At 59.8% G+C, this 15,509-nt stretch carries 13 protein-coding genes; 10 read left to right on the top strand and 3 right to left on the bottom strand.

Annotated features, from left to right (window positions below; all coding sequences use genetic code 11):
• Positions 1 to 18: 18 nt before the first annotated feature.
• The gene (locus FFS21_RS10335) at positions 19 to 882 is read left to right on the top strand and encodes a LysR family transcriptional regulator (protein ID WP_137924764.1); all 864 of its coding nucleotides are present in this window, start codon (positions 19 to 21) and stop codon (positions 880 to 882) included.
• 62 nt (positions 883 to 944) lie between these two features.
• On the opposite strand, the gene FFS21_RS10330 is transcribed toward FFS21_RS10335, so the two are convergent.
• A complete protein-coding gene (locus FFS21_RS10330; protein WP_237380090.1) occupies positions 945 to 2,423 on the bottom strand; it encodes a SulP family inorganic anion transporter in 1,479 nt (492 codons plus the stop codon).
• Between the two features lie 295 nt (positions 2,424 to 2,718).
• Here FFS21_RS10330 and FFS21_RS10325 point away from each other — a divergent pair, with 295 nt between their 5' ends.
• Positions 2,719 to 3,156, top strand: a complete 438-nt coding sequence (locus FFS21_RS10325) for a DUF2501 domain-containing protein (protein WP_137924744.1) — start codon at positions 2,719 to 2,721, stop codon at positions 3,154 to 3,156.
• Between the two features lie 11 nt (positions 3,157 to 3,167).
• On the opposite strand, the gene FFS21_RS10320 is transcribed toward FFS21_RS10325, so the two are convergent.
• Positions 3,168 to 3,572: a DUF1801 domain-containing protein gene (locus FFS21_RS10320; RefSeq protein ID WP_137924743.1), complete on the bottom strand. Its 405-nt coding sequence runs from the start codon at positions 3,570 to 3,572 to the stop codon at positions 3,168 to 3,170.
• A gap of 109 nt (positions 3,573 to 3,681) precedes the next feature.
• On the opposite strand from FFS21_RS10320, the gene FFS21_RS10315 reads away from it, so the two are divergent.
• From FFS21_RS10315 to FFS21_RS10305, 3 genes are all read left to right on the top strand, one after another.
• On the top strand, positions 3,682 to 4,209 hold the full coding sequence (locus tag FFS21_RS10315; RefSeq protein ID WP_137924742.1) for a GNAT family N-acetyltransferase: 528 nt from the start codon (positions 3,682 to 3,684) through the stop codon (positions 4,207 to 4,209).
• A gap of 196 nt (positions 4,210 to 4,405) precedes the next feature.
• The gene (locus FFS21_RS10310) at positions 4,406 to 6,202 is read left to right on the top strand and encodes an FAD-dependent oxidoreductase (RefSeq protein WP_137924741.1); all 1,797 of its coding nucleotides are present in this window, start codon (positions 4,406 to 4,408) and stop codon (positions 6,200 to 6,202) included.
• A 55-nt stretch (positions 6,203 to 6,257) separates the two neighbouring features.
• Positions 6,258 to 7,259, top strand: coding sequence for an aldo/keto reductase (locus tag FFS21_RS10305; protein ID WP_137924740.1), 1,002 nt, complete (start codon positions 6,258 to 6,260; stop codon positions 7,257 to 7,259).
• 22 nt (positions 7,260 to 7,281) lie between these two features.
• Here FFS21_RS10305 and FFS21_RS10300 read toward each other — a convergent pair whose 3' ends face one another.
• Entirely contained in the window at positions 7,282 to 7,716 is a 435-nt protein-coding gene (locus FFS21_RS10300; RefSeq protein ID WP_137924739.1) for a nuclear transport factor 2 family protein, read from the bottom strand.
• 414 nt (positions 7,717 to 8,130) lie between these two features.
• Between FFS21_RS10300 and FFS21_RS10295 the strand changes: the two genes are divergently transcribed.
• The 5 genes from FFS21_RS10295 to FFS21_RS10275 all read left to right on the top strand — a co-directional run bounded on the left by FFS21_RS10295 (position 8,131) and on the right by FFS21_RS10275 (position 15,368).
• On the top strand, positions 8,131 to 9,798 hold the full coding sequence (locus FFS21_RS10295; protein ID WP_137924738.1) for a metallophosphoesterase: 1,668 nt from the start codon (positions 8,131 to 8,133) through the stop codon (positions 9,796 to 9,798).
• Between the two features lie 57 nt (positions 9,799 to 9,855).
• Positions 9,856 to 11,133, top strand: a complete 1,278-nt coding sequence (locus FFS21_RS10290) for a hypothetical protein (RefSeq protein ID WP_137924737.1) — start codon at positions 9,856 to 9,858, stop codon at positions 11,131 to 11,133.
• Entirely contained in the window at positions 11,130 to 12,425 is a 1,296-nt protein-coding gene (locus FFS21_RS10285) for a hypothetical protein (protein WP_137924736.1), read from the top strand. The genes FFS21_RS10290 and FFS21_RS10285 overlap by 4 nt, the downstream gene beginning before the upstream one ends.
• A gap of 180 nt (positions 12,426 to 12,605) precedes the next feature.
• Positions 12,606 to 13,895, top strand: coding sequence for a hypothetical protein (locus FFS21_RS10280; RefSeq protein WP_137924735.1), 1,290 nt, complete (start codon positions 12,606 to 12,608; stop codon positions 13,893 to 13,895).
• Positions 13,896 to 14,075: 180 nt separating this feature from the next.
• Entirely contained in the window at positions 14,076 to 15,368 is a 1,293-nt protein-coding gene (locus tag FFS21_RS10275; protein ID WP_137924734.1) for a hypothetical protein, read from the top strand.
• The last annotated feature ends 141 nt before the right edge of the window (positions 15,369 to 15,509 follow it).

The raw sequence follows: 15,509 nt of genomic DNA, 5'->3' as shown, positions 1-15,509 counted from the left end.
TTGACAATGGACCCGAATGTGGACCTGAACGCACTGTCCCTGCTGGTCGACATCATCGACGCGGGCAACCTGAGCCGCGCCGCAGCCCGGCTTGGCATGAGCCGAGCCAACGTCAGCAAGCGGCTGAATCACTTCGAACGGCAACTGGGCGCCGAACTGCTTCGCCGCAGCACGCGGCAACTGGAGCCCACGGAACTGGGCTGGCAACTCTATGAAAACGGCCGCGCCATTCGGCACCAGTTGCTGGCCGCGCAGGAATCCGTGCAAAGCCTGGGAAAGAAACTCAGCGGTACGGTGCGGCTCAGCGTGCCGAGCGGCTTTGGGCAGCACACGATGTCCGCATGGTTCATCGAGTTCATGCGGCGCTACCCCGACATCACGCTCAACGTGATCTTCGACAACGACCTGGAAGACCTGATCAAGGGCGCGGTGGATTTCTCGGTACGGGTGATGGCGGAGACGCCATCGAACGCGGTGGCCTGCAGCCTTGGCGATGTGGAATACGTGGCCTGCGCCACGCCGGGCCTGCTGGCGGAACTCGGCGAACTTCCGGATACGCTCGCCGGTTTTGCAACGTTGCCACTGGTGACATCGGAACTCACCGGCCAGAAACTGCGGGTCAATCGCCCCCGACTGGTGTCGGCCAATTTCTTCTTCCTGCGCGACACCATCCTGCAGGGCCTCGGCGTGGGGCTGGTGCCGCGCTACATGGTGGATCAGGACATCAAGGCCGGGGCACTGGTCCGCCTGCCTCTACCGCAGCAGGAACTGGCATTCCTGCGCACGACGATGTATCTGCTGTATATGCCAGCGCGGTATCAGACAAAGGCAGTGACGACGTTGATTGCGTTTTTGAGGGAGAAGGCGGGGGCGTTAGTCTGACTGCTGCATTGCTCCCCTCTCCCACTTCGCGGGAGAGGGGAGAAAACCGGGAGCGAATCAAATCAGTGCCCAGCCTCGCGAGTCGCCCCCACCTTGTCATGCGTCCCAAACCTCTCCACCATCGTCACGCTCGCACGATTCAGCCCAAACACTTCAACCTCCACCCCATTGCGGCGGAACTTGTGGACGACCCGGTCCAGCGCGTCGATGGCCGTGATGTCCCAGAAATGCGCATGCGAGAGATCGAGCACCACATGGCGCACCGGCTCCTTGAAATCGAACTCGCTGACCAGCGATTCTGACGAGGCAAAGAAGACCTGTCCGCGCACGAAGTAGCGGCGCGTATCGGCTGCGGTGGATTCCGACGTCACTTGCAGTACACGGGTCACCTTCGACGCGAAGAACAGCGCGCTGAGCAGCACGCCTACCAGTACGCCTAGTGCCAGGTTGTGGGTCAGCACCACGATGGCCACGGTGGCCAGCATCACCACCGACGAGCTTTTCGGATGGGTGAGCAGGTTCCTCAGCGACTGCCAGCTGAACGTGCTGATCGACACCATGATCATCACGGCCACCAGCGCGGCCATCGGGATCTGCTTGACCCACGGCCCGAGGAACACCACCAGCACCAGCAGCAGCGCGCCGGCCACGAAGCTCGACAACCGGCCCCGCCCGCCCGATTTCACGTTGATGATCGATTGCCCGATCATTGCGCAACCGGGCAGGCCGCCGAGTATCCCCGCCACGATATTGGCAATGCCCTGCCCCCGGCATTCCCGGTTCTTGTCGCTGCCCGTATCGGTGAAGTCATCGATGATGGCGGCCGTCATCAGCGATTCCAGCAGGCCCACGACGGCCACCGCCATCGCATAGGGGAAGATGATGCGCAGGGTTTCCCAGGTCAGCGGCACGTTGGGCAAGGCTGGCACGGGCAGATGCTCGGGGAAGGCGCCCATGTCGCCGACGGTGCGCACCGGCAGGTCCAGGTAGATGGCGATGGCGGTCAGCACGACGATGCAGACCAGCGGCGACGGAATCGCCTTGGTAATCCTCGGGAACAGGTAAAGGATGGCCAGCCCGCCTGCGGTCAACCAGTAGACGGCGGCCGGCGCGTGCGTCAGTTCCGGCAACTGCGCAAGGAAGATCAGGATCGCCAGCGCATTGACGAAGCCCGTCACCACCGAGCGCGATACGAAACGCATCAGCGCGCCCAGCTTCAGCCAGCCCGCGCCGATCTGCAGCACGCCAGCCAGCAGCGCCGTGGCGAACACGTATTGCACGCCATGGTCCTTCACCAGCGAGGTCAGCAGCAGCGCCACCGCCCCGGTGGCCGCCGAGATCATGCCGGGCCGACCACCTGCGATCGACGTGACCACGGCAATCGAGAACGCGGCATAGAGCGCCACCTGCGGGTCCACACCGGCAATCACGGCGAATGCGAGGGCTTCGGGAATCAGCGCCAGCGCCACGACAAGCCCGGCGAGGCAATCGCCACGGATATTGGACAGCCAGTCCTGGCGAAAGGTGTTGGGGGCGAACAAGGGAAAACTCCAGCGGAAACAGCGACTTAGGCGAGGCGCGGAATGATAGGGGGTTGAGGGGTTTTGAGCAACCTGCGTTGGCTTCCTCACCGCTGGTTTTCTCCCCTCTCCCGCGAAGTGGGAGAGGGGCGGGGGTGAGGGCATGAGGTTCAAATTGCGATTTGTTGGTGATTGCACCGCTGGCCCTCACCCCCAACCCCTCTCCCGCCATGCGGGAGAGGGGAGCCAAAACCCGAGAGGATCGCCCAAACCGCATATAGTAAAAAACCCCGTCCCCGCGTTAAGGAGTCTCCCCATGGCAGCATTTCGCACCGCTACCGTTCTTGCTTTCGCCCTCCTCGTCACCCCCCTCGCCCACGCCCAGCTCGGCGATCTCATGAAATCCGCCCCCGGCGGCACTTCTGGGCAGAGCGCCACCGGTGCCCTGGGTACGCTAGGCAGCCTCGCACCGTCGTCGGTCAGCGCGGGCACGGCCGGCAATGCCGCAGGCGTGATCGAGTACTGCGTGAAGAACAACTACCTGAACGCCGATTCCGCCACATCGGCGGTCAAGGACAAACTGCTCGGTTCGACGTCGGGCGGGAACAAGGACGCCGGCTATGGCGAAGGCTCGAAAGGCATGCTGTCCACCAGCAGCGGCAGCAAGCTCGATCTGAGCGGCGGCGGGCTCAAGGCCGAAGTGACGAAGCAGGTCTGCGAGAAGATCCTGGCGCAGGGCAAGTCGATGTTCTGAGCCGCCATCTCTCAGCCACGCGTTTTCTTCTCCGTATTGAGCGCCACGGCTGCCCGGATCAGCGCCGTGAGCGCCTTTTCCACCTTGGCATCGATCTTGTCGCCCTCATGGAAGTCGATGGCGCGACGGGTGTTGCCCTCCAGGCTGGCATTGAACAGGCCGGCCGGATCGGGTAGCGACGCCCCTTTGGCGAACGTCATCTTCACCGCGCTCTTGTAGGTCTCGCCCGTGCAGAGGATGCCGTGATGTGACCAGGTCGGCACGCCGCGCCATTTCAGTTCCTCGATGATCCCCGAATCGGCGGCACGGACGATCTTGCGGACCCGCGCCAGGGTCTCGCCCCGCCAGTCGTCCAGCGAGGCAATCTTCTCGTCGATCTGTGCGGACACATCGGATACATCGGAATCCTTGGTCATCGGGTCTCCTTGTCGTTATCGCGGGGGGCTGCGTGTGCGTGAGGATAGTGCCACGGCATCTATCGGCTGTCCTACCATGACAGCACCCGTCCCCACCTTCAGGCCCCCCATGTCCGAGATCGCCTCTCCTGTTGTGCTGCCCCTGCAAACCACCCTCCGAGGCGGCCGGGCCGTGCTGCTGCGCGAGATCTGCGAGGCTGACCGCGCCGGGGTGATCGAAGCCTTCACGCATCTCTCCGACGCGTCGCGTTATACGCGCTTCATGGGTCTGATGAAGACACTGCCCGATGCCCTGCTTGACGATGCCGTGCACTCGGAGCCGGGCCACGACTTCGCACTCGTGGCCATGGCCGTTCCCGGCGAGGGCCTGATCGGCGGCGCCCGCTATGTGGAAATCCCCGACCGTGGCGCCTGCGAGTTTGCCATCACCCTGCTGGACGCCTGGCAGGGGCAAGGACTGGCGCGGCTCTTGTTGCAGACGCTGATCGGGCATGCCCGCACGACCGACATCCGGACGATGGAAGGCTATGTCCTGGCCACGAACCACCCGATGCGCGGCCTGGCGCATCGGCTCGGTTTCTCCGATGCGCCGTGTCCGGACGATCCCACCGTGCGCATCGTCACGCTGGCGTTGTAGGCCCTCCCCCGTTCCTGAAGTCTCTGACCTATCTGATCCATCCGTGTGGGCAACCGTACGGAAGCGCACCCGTGCGCGCCCGTACATTGAGTTCCGGACAGGTCCGCGGGCACGCCCTGCGGACCATCCGCATGACGCCAACGACAGACGCCCGTAGACAAGACGCCACACCGACGGCGAAACCGGAGAGGCTCCCATGGCACTGACCACCTCGTCGCCGGCCGCGACAATGCAGACGCGTGTCTGCGTGATCGGGTCCGGACCCGCCGGTATCGCGTGCACGCTCGAACTGGCCAAGCAAGGGATCGACGTCATCCTCGTCGAGGGCGGCGGAGATGCGTTGCAGCCAGACAAGCAAGCCGCGAGCGATGCGGAAATCGTCGATGGTCTGCGCCACGCGCCAATGGCCGATGCCGTGGGACAGGCGCTGGGCGGCACTTCCTGGCTGTGGGGTGGCCGCTGCATCCCGTTCGATCCGGTGGATTTTGCGCCCCGTGACCATGCACCGGGCGCGGCCTGGCCGATTGCCTATGAAGACGTGGCGCCGTGGTATCGCGCCGCGTGCGAGTACGCCAAATGCGGCCAGCCGAGCTTCACGCTCGGCGAGATGGACGTGATGGACGCGGCGACGGCCCGGCAGCCGCTGACCGGCTCCTTCCGCGCTGGCGACGTGATTGCCACCGATCTGGAGCGTTGGGCCGGTGAGCCCGTATTTGCGCGCCGCTACGCCGAAACCCTGCGCGACCATCCCAACGTCCGGCTGCTGCTCGACGCGACGTGCATCGACATTGATCTCGATCCCGATACCGAGGAAGTGCGCAGCGTCGTGGTGGCCCAGGGCGGCGCGGAACATGGGCTGCTGCTGCGCATCCAGGCTGACCGCTTCGTGCTGGCCTGTGGCGGACTGGGCGTGACCCAACTGCTGCTGGACGCCAATACGCGCTGCGACAACCGGCTCGGGAATCGCAGCGACATGCTGGGCCGACACTACATGGGCCATATTTCCGGCAAGATCGCCAGCGTGCGGTTTCATGCCGACCCCAGGCGCACGGTCTACCACTTCGAGCGCGACCGCGACGGCTTCTATGCGCGGCGCCGACTGACCGTGCCGGCCGAGGTGCAGCATCGCGAGCGGCTGCTCAACACCGCGATGTGGCTCGACAACCATCCACCGGCAGATCCCGCGCACGGAAACGGCGTGCTGTCGCTGGCCTACCTCGCGCTGCGCACGCCCGGGCTGAACCGGATGCTGACGGCGCCGGCTATCGCCAAGGCCGTGACCGCGGCCAGCGCGCGCGGCGGGCTCGGCGCGCACTGGGGCAACGTGCTGCGTGCCCTGCCACAGATCGCGGGTTTCGTGCCGCCCTTCATCTATCGACGCTATCTGGCACGGCCCCGGCTGCCCGGCTTCTTCCTGCGCAGCCCGAACAATGTCTACGCACTGCACTATCACGCCGAGCAGTTACCGCATGCGGACAGCCGCGTGACGCTGGCCGATGCCACGGATCGGCACGGCCTGCGCCGGCTCCGAATCGACCTGCGCTACCAGCAGGCCGATGCCGAATCGGTGGTGCGCACCCATCAACTGCTGGACCGGCACCTGCGCGAAACCGGCGCCGGGCAACTGGATTTCTGGATGCCGGAAGCCGAGCGCGTGGATCACGTCATGGCGCATGCGTCGGATGGCTTTCACCAGATCGGCACCGCGCGCATGGCGTTCGACTGGCGCGGCGGCGTGGTGGATACCAATTGCCGCGTCTTCGGCACGCGCAACCTGCACGTGGCCAGCAGCGCCGTGTTCCCGTCATCGGGGCAGGCCAATCCCACCCTGACCATCCTGGCGCTTTCCGCCCGACTGGCCCACCACCTCGGGGCGCAGTTGCGCGGCGGCACGCTGTACGACATCAACACCCTTGCTGCCACCCCCGCAGTGCCAGAAACGATTGCCGATGTGCCCATGGCTGCGCGCGCAGCCGGAGGAATTGCGACATGACCGCCAAGCCACCCTTGCGATCCGGGCCTGACAACCGTTCACCGAGGAGCCCTGCATGAGCCGGTTGGGATTCGGATGCGGCGCCATGCTCGGTCGGGTTGGCCGCGCGCAAGCACTGCGCGCTCTGGAACTGGCGTTCGATAACGGCATCACCCATTTCGATGTGGCGCGTTCTTACGGATTCGGGGAAGCGGAGATGCTGCTGGGCAGGTTCCTGCGCGGCAAGCACGATGCCGTGACCATCACGACGAAGTTCGGCATCGTGCCGCCTCGCAATGCATCGGGGCTGGGCCTTGCCAAGTCCGCCGCGCGTACCGTGTTGTCGCACCTGCCGGGAGGCCGCCGGCTGGCGCGGGTCGCGGCGCGCAAGATGCTGGCGCATCGCGACTATTCGCCGGCCTATGCCCGCGCATGCCTGGATACGTCATTGCGCGACCTCGGCGTGGAGCGCGTGGACAACTATCTCGTCCATGATCCCGCCGAGACGGACCTGACCGATGAACTGCTGCAGTTTCTGGAAGAGGCGCGCCGCGCGGGCAAGATCGACCGCTGGGGCATCGCCACGGATCATCATCCGGTACTGTCGAGCCCCGCTGCGGCGCATGCCCAGGCGCTGCTCTATGAAGGCAACCTGAACGTGCTCGACGCGCTATGCAAGGCCCCCGACGCCGCCGGCCGCCCGGTATTCCTGGCGCGGCCGTTCGGCGGCGGAGGCGGCGCCGTCCAAGGGGCGGTCATGCGCCCGCCTATCTATCACGTACTGCAGACACTCGGCCTGACGCCGGTGGATGACAGTACGCTGGCCATGTATTTCGCACTGAGTCACGCCGGGCGAACCGGCATGGTCGTCACATCCATGTTCACCGAGGCGCATCTGCGGCAGAACCTGGCGCTGGTCAGCCAGTTCGAGGCGCTGGGCGAACGCGGCCACTGGATCGCGCCGGCCATCCTCCAGGCCGTATGCCCGCCGGACTGCTCCCGCGACCGCGCCCGCAACGCGCTGGCCACCGCACTGAGCGTGGCGGCCACGGTGCCCGTGACGATGCTGCTCGACTAGATGCTGGCCAACTTCTGCCCGGTCAGCCCTGCCCTTTCAGCACGGCCTGCTGACCGCTCAGCTTCGCACCCATGGCCTCGGCCAGCGCGTGCAGGCCGGACATCGGCCGCACCATCACCTCGAATTCCTCGATCTTCCCGGCATCGTCGAAACGCAGCATGTCGATGCCCTTCAGCGCCTTGCCATCGATGGTGGCACTGAACTCCAGCACAAGGCTTTTGCCGTCCTCAGTAGCAAACATGCGGTGATACGTGAAATCGCGGAACACGGTGTTCACGGTCTTCAGCACCAGCTTGATGGCTTCGCGCCCCGGATAGGCCGTATGCGCCACCGGCGAGCGGAACACGATCCTGTCCGAGAGCAGCGGGTCCAGTTCCTCCATGGCATTGCGCTTGAGCAGGTCATGCCACACGGCAAGCGTCGATTGCGCGGCGGGAATCAGGCCAGGTACATGCATGCGTGTCTCCTTGATGTTGACTTCTTTTGCGATGGCTCATGCAGCCTTACATATGCAACTGGTTGCATATCGTCGATGGTAGCCGGTTCTTGGCGAAACCGCCAGTCGGTTGGGCCAACGAGCGCCTGAATACTACCCAGCTCATCTGATCCCGCATCGGACGACGCCTTTCCTGCGATACCCGCTGACCGCAGACCTCCACGAATCCCCTTGCCGCATCGGTAATTTAATTTAATCAATAGATATTTCTTTAAATCGATATGAAATCATTATCTTCATTTCAGTAAAATATTCGCGTACATATTTAATCGCTTTTCTAGTCGTCATAATTCTCGACTACCGTCCGCATGGACTACAGCAACTCCTCAGAAAGCGGAGGCAATCTGCCAACGCCTTGATTTCGAAGACCGCATCATGAGCACAGCAGATCGCACCATCGCCGAGAAGGTCCGCATCGCAGCAACGACAGAAAGCCATGAACCCGCAATCCTGGGCTGCGTCGACTGCGAGGACAAGGCGCCTATCAGGGCCATCATCCTGTATCCCAATCTTGGCACCCCTTTGATCCTGTCCCCGGGCCAGAACAAGTGCAGCTTGTTCATCGCGGCGGAAGCCAATGCGGAACGTTACTTCGGGGTAGTTCCGTCGCGCGAACTTCAGCCAACCTGGCATTTCGGGAACCTTGTCAAGGAGACCACGCGAGGTGCTGTCTTTGTCGATCGTCACCTTCGGCTCTACCCGATCAAGGAAAAGAGCAAGGAAAGGGAACCCAAGGACACCATGCTCTTCGCTGACGGCAAGGCCGCGTCCAGAGCAATGGAGGCTGTAGACGTCTGGCAAGTGGGCCGATTCCGTGGCGGCATCATGATCAACCGCCTCGGTGAACCGGTTGCAATTGTCCGCCATTCGACTGCCAAGATGTATGCGGGCCTGACGCACATTTACGAGATCGAGATCGATCTCGCGAAGCTTCCCCCTGGGATTAGCCTGGACAGCATGCACACGTTTGCCTGGATGGTTCCTGTTCCGGAGACGTTCGCGGCGCGCCCCGAGCTCAAGGGGGTCGGCGCGTGGGAATACCAGGATCAGGTCATCCTGGAGTTCCTCGACAAGCAGGTGGCCGATCAACAGCAGAGTCACTATGAACGGCTGTATGAATTCGATCTGACGAAACCGCCGTCAGCAATGGCGATGCCCCCGCAAAAGGCCGACACCACACATCGACTCATGGCATGGCACCCGGTGGTTCGCGGAAAGGCGCCCGCCCTGAAGATCGGCCACCTTTCCGATGTCCATGTGAACGTCAGGCAAACGGCGCTGGCCAAGTCCCCTGCCTATCTGCTTGAGTTGCCGGGTGGCCAACCGGCACCAGGATCGCCCTCCATGCCTCCGGCCGCCAACCTGTGCAACAGCTTCATCGCCCTCCATGGCTTGGTCGAGCAATTCGCAAAAGGTGGCGACGATGTTCCCAGGGCTGATGCGTTGGTCATCACGGGCGACCTTCTGGACTTCAACCGCAACATCGATCCTGGCGCCGTAGCACCAAACAGCATTGTTGATCAGTGGAAGGCATTCAACGTCCTGAACAAAGTCCGTGACCGTTCGCTATACAAGCGTGGGCTCGATGACATGCTGGTCTTTTCCCTGCTGCGACACGCGTACCGGGAATTGAACATGCCAGTGTTTCTGACCACAGGCAATCACGAAGCCTACCAGGTTCCGTATGGCATTTCTCCGAGACAGAATGCATGGGTGCTGGCTTCCGGTGTCTTGGAAAACGCCGGCGCGTTTGACAACGCCCCACACGGCCTCCGACCTGTCAACCTTGATGCTGCCGGGCTTGCCGGCGCGGCTGCCCAATACAAGGCACTGATCGCCGCGGGCAAGGATGTCGACGTTATCAATGGTCCCTCCGGAGTTTATGCAGATCCCGAAAGGGCTAGCGAATTTTCCGAACAGAAGGCCAATGATGGTATCGCAGCAGACCATAACCTCACCATCTACGAGGCATGTCTCGCTTATGGTCCCACTTACGGTCAGGTACTCACCGCAAAAAACTACGATCCAGGGCAATACGACTAGTTTTTCACCTTGTTCACCCCCCTTTCCGACTGGCGTCACATCTACGGCAATCAGTGCATGGTCGGCCTGGACTGGGGAGCCGGCGAGGAGTTCGTCAATCTAGCCGGCGTTGTGCCGTTGCGGGCTGACAAGCAAGGCAGTGGAATTCTGCCACGGGCCACGCAAGCGATTAGCGACGCCCAGCGTGCATTGCTCGATCACTCCCAGCGTCTGGCCAAGACCAAGTACGCCGCACAGACCCTCGTCTTTTCTCACTTCACGTTCATCAACTATGACCTCAATGTGGCGTTCTCCGACCCGGATCGCCAAATCAAGCCGTCGGCGACCCTGGGCCGGCTGACCAAATGGGGCGAAAACAGCGGTGGGTGGAACTTCAACAACATGGGTACCTGTGAGCGTAACCAGCTCTGGTTCTTCGAGAACTGCGTCAACCAGACCCGGACGGGCGGCGTCGCTCTTCACTTCAGTGGTCACTCGCACCGGGCCGGTGTCTATTCCGTTACGCAATCGGCGGATACCGTGCACATCGTGAGCGCGTTCGACCCGGGATTGCAGACTACACATCCGGACAATAAACAGATGGCAGGACGCACAAGATTCATTGTGAGTTCTTGTGGCGGACCTATCGGCGTCCAGAATCTGAACCATGAATTTGGCGGCTGGACCTTGACGCCGCCGTCAGGGACGCTCTACGACAGCACGGCGCAAGCCCCCTTCCGTCAAATTGCCCACACGCAAGGCGGGGCGCAACCACGACTCGCGGTGGCACTCGACTACATGCAAATCAGCAAGGTTGAGCGGGTGATTGCGTGGGAACGTGCCAGAGGCAAGGACTTCTTCATGATCGTAGGGCCGAAAACGCACAAGCTCGCGTGCATTGAATCGGTGCGGTTGTGGGGATTCGACACACCCCCAAAGCAGCCCAACGCTGCCGTATGGATCCCGTTCGATATGGAACTTGAATTTCGCCAATTGGCTAGGGGCTCTGCCTACGAAGCCGTCTCTGCTGCGCCGCAAAGTGGGGTCTATATGATGAAAATTCCTGCGGAGCGGCAAGACGATATCGCGCGTCTTCAGCAACAGGCATCTCCCCGCTGGTTCTGCGAGGTCAAGCTAAAAGCCCCAATGGGATTCCCGAGGGATCATTTCAAGCTCGATCCCTGGTTCTTCCCTGTGGATTTTGTCGCGCGTTCTACAGGCGCCGGATCTCTGCCCACGCTGCGCCGCCGGCCGGGCGAGCACGGGGAAGTGCCCGATTGGAAATGGCTGAACGAGACTTTTGGCCGCGATCGATATCCAGCGCCAGGAAGCGCGACGAAGGTCGATCCTCAGTGACCAATCGTCGCTATTTCATCGCCATGCTCGGCATGGCGACACTGACAACTTTTGGGTGTACCCGCATGACTGCCAAGCGAATCGAAGACATGCCGCGCGAGTACGCGCTGCTGATGAATCCCGAGCAGCGCCGTGCCGCGTTGGGAGACCAGCGCCTAAAAATCAACGGGGCAGACTTTGGATTCGGGGGGACCGATTTTTATCAACTTGAATGGGATAATGTTCACTTCTACGATTGCATCTTCTACGGTGTCTTCCACTTGACGAGTATCCGAAACTGCGTATTCGAGCATTGCCAGTTTCCGGGCTCCAACTTTCAGGCTTACCATTTCGAGAACGTGTTGTTTGCGCGCAGTGATACGCTGGGAAAGGCCTATCTCATGGCGGGAAGTTCGAGTAAGAACGTACGATTCATGGAATGCGATTTTGGGGGGGAAAACCAAAATCGTAACAATTTCGGAGCCATCTACTTTCAGCAGGACGTTTCCTATGAACGCTGTACTGGACAGTACATGGACATCGGCGGTAGCGGAGTTGTCAACTACCGGGACTGCAAGTTTGGCCCAATCGACGTCAACTGTGGCGACGTAACTAGTGATGGGAAGAGGCTCTATGCCACTATCCTCATCGAGGGCTGCACATTCAAGGGATCGGCTCATCTCTCGAGATCCGTACTCACCAACTTGACCATCCGCAACAGCAAGTTCGACGTTCTCGATATTGGCAGTTCCGACGTAAGCGGTGACGTGCTGATTGAGGATGTGCAGGCCGGAGCGATGATCAACGAGTTTTACAGTGCGCGTTCCATCACTGTTCGCAACAGTAAATTCCGTAGCGTCAACGTTCGACCTCCAGGGGTCTATCCGAAAGTCTACCGGTCATTTAAATGTCTCGTCCCCGTCGAGAACCGAGGGAATCTAAAGTCCGTGGTCCTCGACGGTGTCGAATGCGGGCATGATGAGGGCGACGATGGCTATCTCCCGAATCTGATCGACGACACGGTTTCCGGATGCTGGATCATGGGAGGCGTCGACACCACGGTCATTCGCAACTGCAAGATCCCCAAAGCCTCTCTCTGGCTGGAATCTGCCAACGTAATGATCGATAACTACGAAGGCGAAAAAGCCAGCTTCGTCACAAGCAAGATCGGATCGCTGACGTTCCGGGCCACCGCTATCGCCAAGGCGATCGACTTTACTGGCGTGCAGGTTCAGAGGCTTGATGCCAAGGGCCTCGTACGTTTCGCGGGACAGAAGATTGTCACCGTTGGCAGCAATGTCCACCTGCCGTAAGGAAGCGCCTTGCTTGTAGCGACTTACCAATGGTGCTCACGCCCAAAGCGCGCCAACAGCCGGACCCGTCGTCCAACTGCGCCGACCGAGCGAGCACGGAATTTCCCGACTAGACGTGGATGAACAAGACGCTTCCTGATCCCTATCTCAATCTCAAGTTCCGATCCGCATTCACCCGCCATGACCAACCGCCGCCAGTTTCTCGCCATATGCGGAGCAGCTTGCCTTAATGCCGGTGGATGTAGCCGCCTAACCGCCAGGCGAATCGAAGACATGCCGCGCGAGTATGCGCTACTGATGCATCCCGACCAGCGTCGCAACGCGTTGGGAGATCAACGTCTGAAGATCCGTGGGGCCGATTTTGGGATGGGCGGAACGGATTTCTATGAAAAGGAATGGGAGGGTATCCACTTCTACGATTGTATATTCTATGGCGTCATACATTTAACGCGTATTAGCAATTGCGTTTTCGAGCACTGTCAATTCCCCGGATCAAATTTTCAGGCTTATCATTTCGAGAATGTCCTGTTTATTCGCAGTGATACACAGGGGAAGGCTTACCTGATGGCTGGAAACACGAGCAAAAATGTACGGTTTGTGGAATGCGACTTCGGTGGTAAGAACCAAGACAACAATCACTATGGAGCCATCTATTTTAATCAGGATGTTTACTATGATAATTGTACTGGCCAGTACATGAGCGTGGCTGGGAATGGAATTGTTAAATACAGAAACTGCAATTTTGGACCGGTAGAAATTAAGAATGGGGAGTCACTTAATGGAAATTCTGTATATGCGACAGTATTGATTGAAAATTGCAAATTTAAAGGTAAAGCAAAACTTGGGCCGTCGTATTCCACGAGTCTGACTATCAGAAACTGCAAGTTCGACGTTCTTGATATTGGAAATTCTGAGGTTAAAGGTGACGTCCTGATCGAAGGCGTGGAAGCTGGCGCCATAATCAACATATTCAACACCGCTCGCTCCATCACGATTCGCAACAGTACGTTCCGGGGGCGGAACGTCCGCTCTCCGGAACTGTATCCCGAGATCTACCGCTCGCTTGACTGCGGGGTCGACCTCGATAACCGCAGTGACCTGCAATCCGTGGTCCTCGACGGTGTCGTATGCGGGCGTGACGACGGTGACTTCTCAGTTCCAAACTTGATCGACGATACGGCTTCGGGTTCCTGGATCATGGGAGGCGTCGACACCACGGTCATTCGCAACTGCAAGATTCCCAAAGCCTCTCTCTGGCTGGAATCTGCCAACGTGACGATCGAGAACTACGAAGGCGAGAAAGCCAGCTTCGTCACAAGCAAGATCGGATCGCTGACTTTCCGGGCTACCGCTATCGCCAAGGCGATCGACTTTACTGGCGTGCAGGTACAGACACTCGATGCCAAGGGCCTTGTGCGTTTCGCTGGACAAAAGATTGTCACCGTTGACAGCAATGTCCACCTGCCGTAAGGAAGCGCCTTGCTTGTAGCGACTTATCAATGGTGCTCAGGCCCAAAACGCGCCAACAGCCGGACCCGTCGCCCAACTGCGCCGGCCGAGCGAGCACGGAATTTCCCGACTAGACGTGGATGAACAAGACGCTTCCTGATCCCTATCCCAATCTCAAGTTCCGATCCGCATTCACCCGCCATGACCAACCGCCGCCAGTTTCTCGCCATATGCGGAACAGCCTGCCTTAGTACCGGTGGATGTACCCGCATGGCTGCCAAGCGAATCGAAAACATGCCGCGCGAGTACGCGCTGCTGATGAATCCCGAACAGCGTCGTGCCGTGGTGGGAGACCAGCGCCTGAAAATCAGCGGCGCCGACTTTGGTGTCGGGGGAACCGACTTCTACGAGAAAGAGTGGGAGAACATCCACTTCTACGATTGCATCTTCTATGGCGTCATTCACTTGACGAGTATTCGAAACTGCGTATTCGAGCATTGCCAGTTTCCGGGGTCCAACTTTCAGGCCTACGACTTCGAAAATGTTGTTTTTCTACGTAGTGATACGCTGGGAGAAGCTAATTTAATGGCCGGTAACACGAGCAAAAATGTGCGATTCGTGGAATGCGATTTTGGCGGAAAAAACTCGGATGAAAATCACTACGGTGCCATCTACTTCAATCAGGATGTCTCCTATGAGGACTGTACTGGGCAGTACATGAGTTTAGCTGGAAATGGCATCGTTCTTTACCGAAACTGCAATTTCGGTCCCGTTTACGTAAATAGCGGTGAATCAATAAATGGGAAGAAGGTATATTCCACAGTCTTAATCGAGAACTGTGAATTCAAGGGCTCAACGGGACTTGGGCCTTCATATTCAACGAGCCTGACCATCCTAAACAGCAAGTTCGACGTTCTCGATATTGGCAGTTCCGACGTAAGCGGTGACGTGCTGATTGAGGATGTGCAGGCCGGAGCGATGATCAACGAGTTTTACAGTGCGCGTTCCATCACTGTTCGCAACAGTAAATTCCGTAGCGTCAACGTTCGACCTCCAGGGGTCTATCCGAAAGTCTACCGGTCATTTAAATGTCTCGTCCCCGTCGAGAACCGAGGGAATCTAAAGTCCGTGGTCCTCGACGGTGTCGAATGCGGGCATGATGAGGGCGACGATGGCTATCTCCCGAATCTGATCGACGACACGGTTTCCGGATGCTGGATCATGGGAGGCGTCGACACCACGGTCATTCGCAACTGCAAGATCCCCAAAGCCTCTCTCTGGCTGGAATCTGCCAACGTAACGATCGAGAACTACGAAGGCGAAAAAGCCAGCTTCGTCACAAGCAAGATCGGATCGCTGACTTTCCGGGCTACCGCTATCGCCAAGGCGATCGACTTTACTGGCGTGCAGGTTCAGAAGCTTGATGCCAAGGGCCTTGTGCGTTTCGCGGGACAAAAGATTGTCACTGCTGACAGCAACGTTTACCTGCCGTAAGAGCATCATGGCCGCTGCGGCTTCGCTCCGCATTTCCTATCTGCGAAAGCCCACCATCCTACAGGCCTTGCCGGACGACGAATGACCGCACTTCGTTCGATGCAGTGAAATAAAGGTCATTAAAATCATGGACTTATGCAA

It is taken from the genome of Cupriavidus sp. 2SB (assembly GCF_005503625.1).
GTDB lineage: Bacteria > Pseudomonadota > Gammaproteobacteria > Burkholderiales > Burkholderiaceae > Cupriavidus.
Note: the sequence above shows the minus strand (reverse complement) of the source record. Positions and strands in the feature narration are given on the sequence as shown.

Excerpts from the sequence above, each read along its gene's own strand:
- FFS21_RS10325 (WP_137924744.1), top strand. The coding sequence starts at position 2,719 with ATGGCAGCATTTCGCACCGCTACCGTTCTTGCTTTCGCCCTCCTCGTC.
- FFS21_RS10320 (WP_137924743.1), bottom strand. The coding sequence starts at position 3,572 with ATGACCAAGGATTCCGATGTATCCGATGTGTCCGCACAGATCGACGAG.
- FFS21_RS10315 (WP_137924742.1), top strand. The coding sequence starts at position 3,682 with ATGTCCGAGATCGCCTCTCCTGTTGTGCTGCCCCTGCAAACCACCCTC.
- FFS21_RS10310 (WP_137924741.1), top strand. The coding sequence starts at position 4,406 with ATGGCACTGACCACCTCGTCGCCGGCCGCGACAATGCAGACGCGTGTC.
- FFS21_RS10305 (WP_137924740.1), top strand. The coding sequence starts at position 6,258 with ATGAGCCGGTTGGGATTCGGATGCGGCGCCATGCTCGGTCGGGTTGGC.
- FFS21_RS10300 (WP_137924739.1), bottom strand. The coding sequence starts at position 7,716 with ATGCATGTACCTGGCCTGATTCCCGCCGCGCAATCGACGCTTGCCGTG.
- FFS21_RS10295 (WP_137924738.1), top strand. The coding sequence starts at position 8,131 with ATGAGCACAGCAGATCGCACCATCGCCGAGAAGGTCCGCATCGCAGCA.
- FFS21_RS10290 (WP_137924737.1), top strand. The coding sequence starts at position 9,856 with ATGGTCGGCCTGGACTGGGGAGCCGGCGAGGAGTTCGTCAATCTAGCC.
- FFS21_RS10280 (WP_137924735.1), top strand. The coding sequence starts at position 12,606 with ATGACCAACCGCCGCCAGTTTCTCGCCATATGCGGAGCAGCTTGCCTT.
- FFS21_RS10275 (WP_137924734.1), top strand. The coding sequence starts at position 14,076 with ATGACCAACCGCCGCCAGTTTCTCGCCATATGCGGAACAGCCTGCCTT.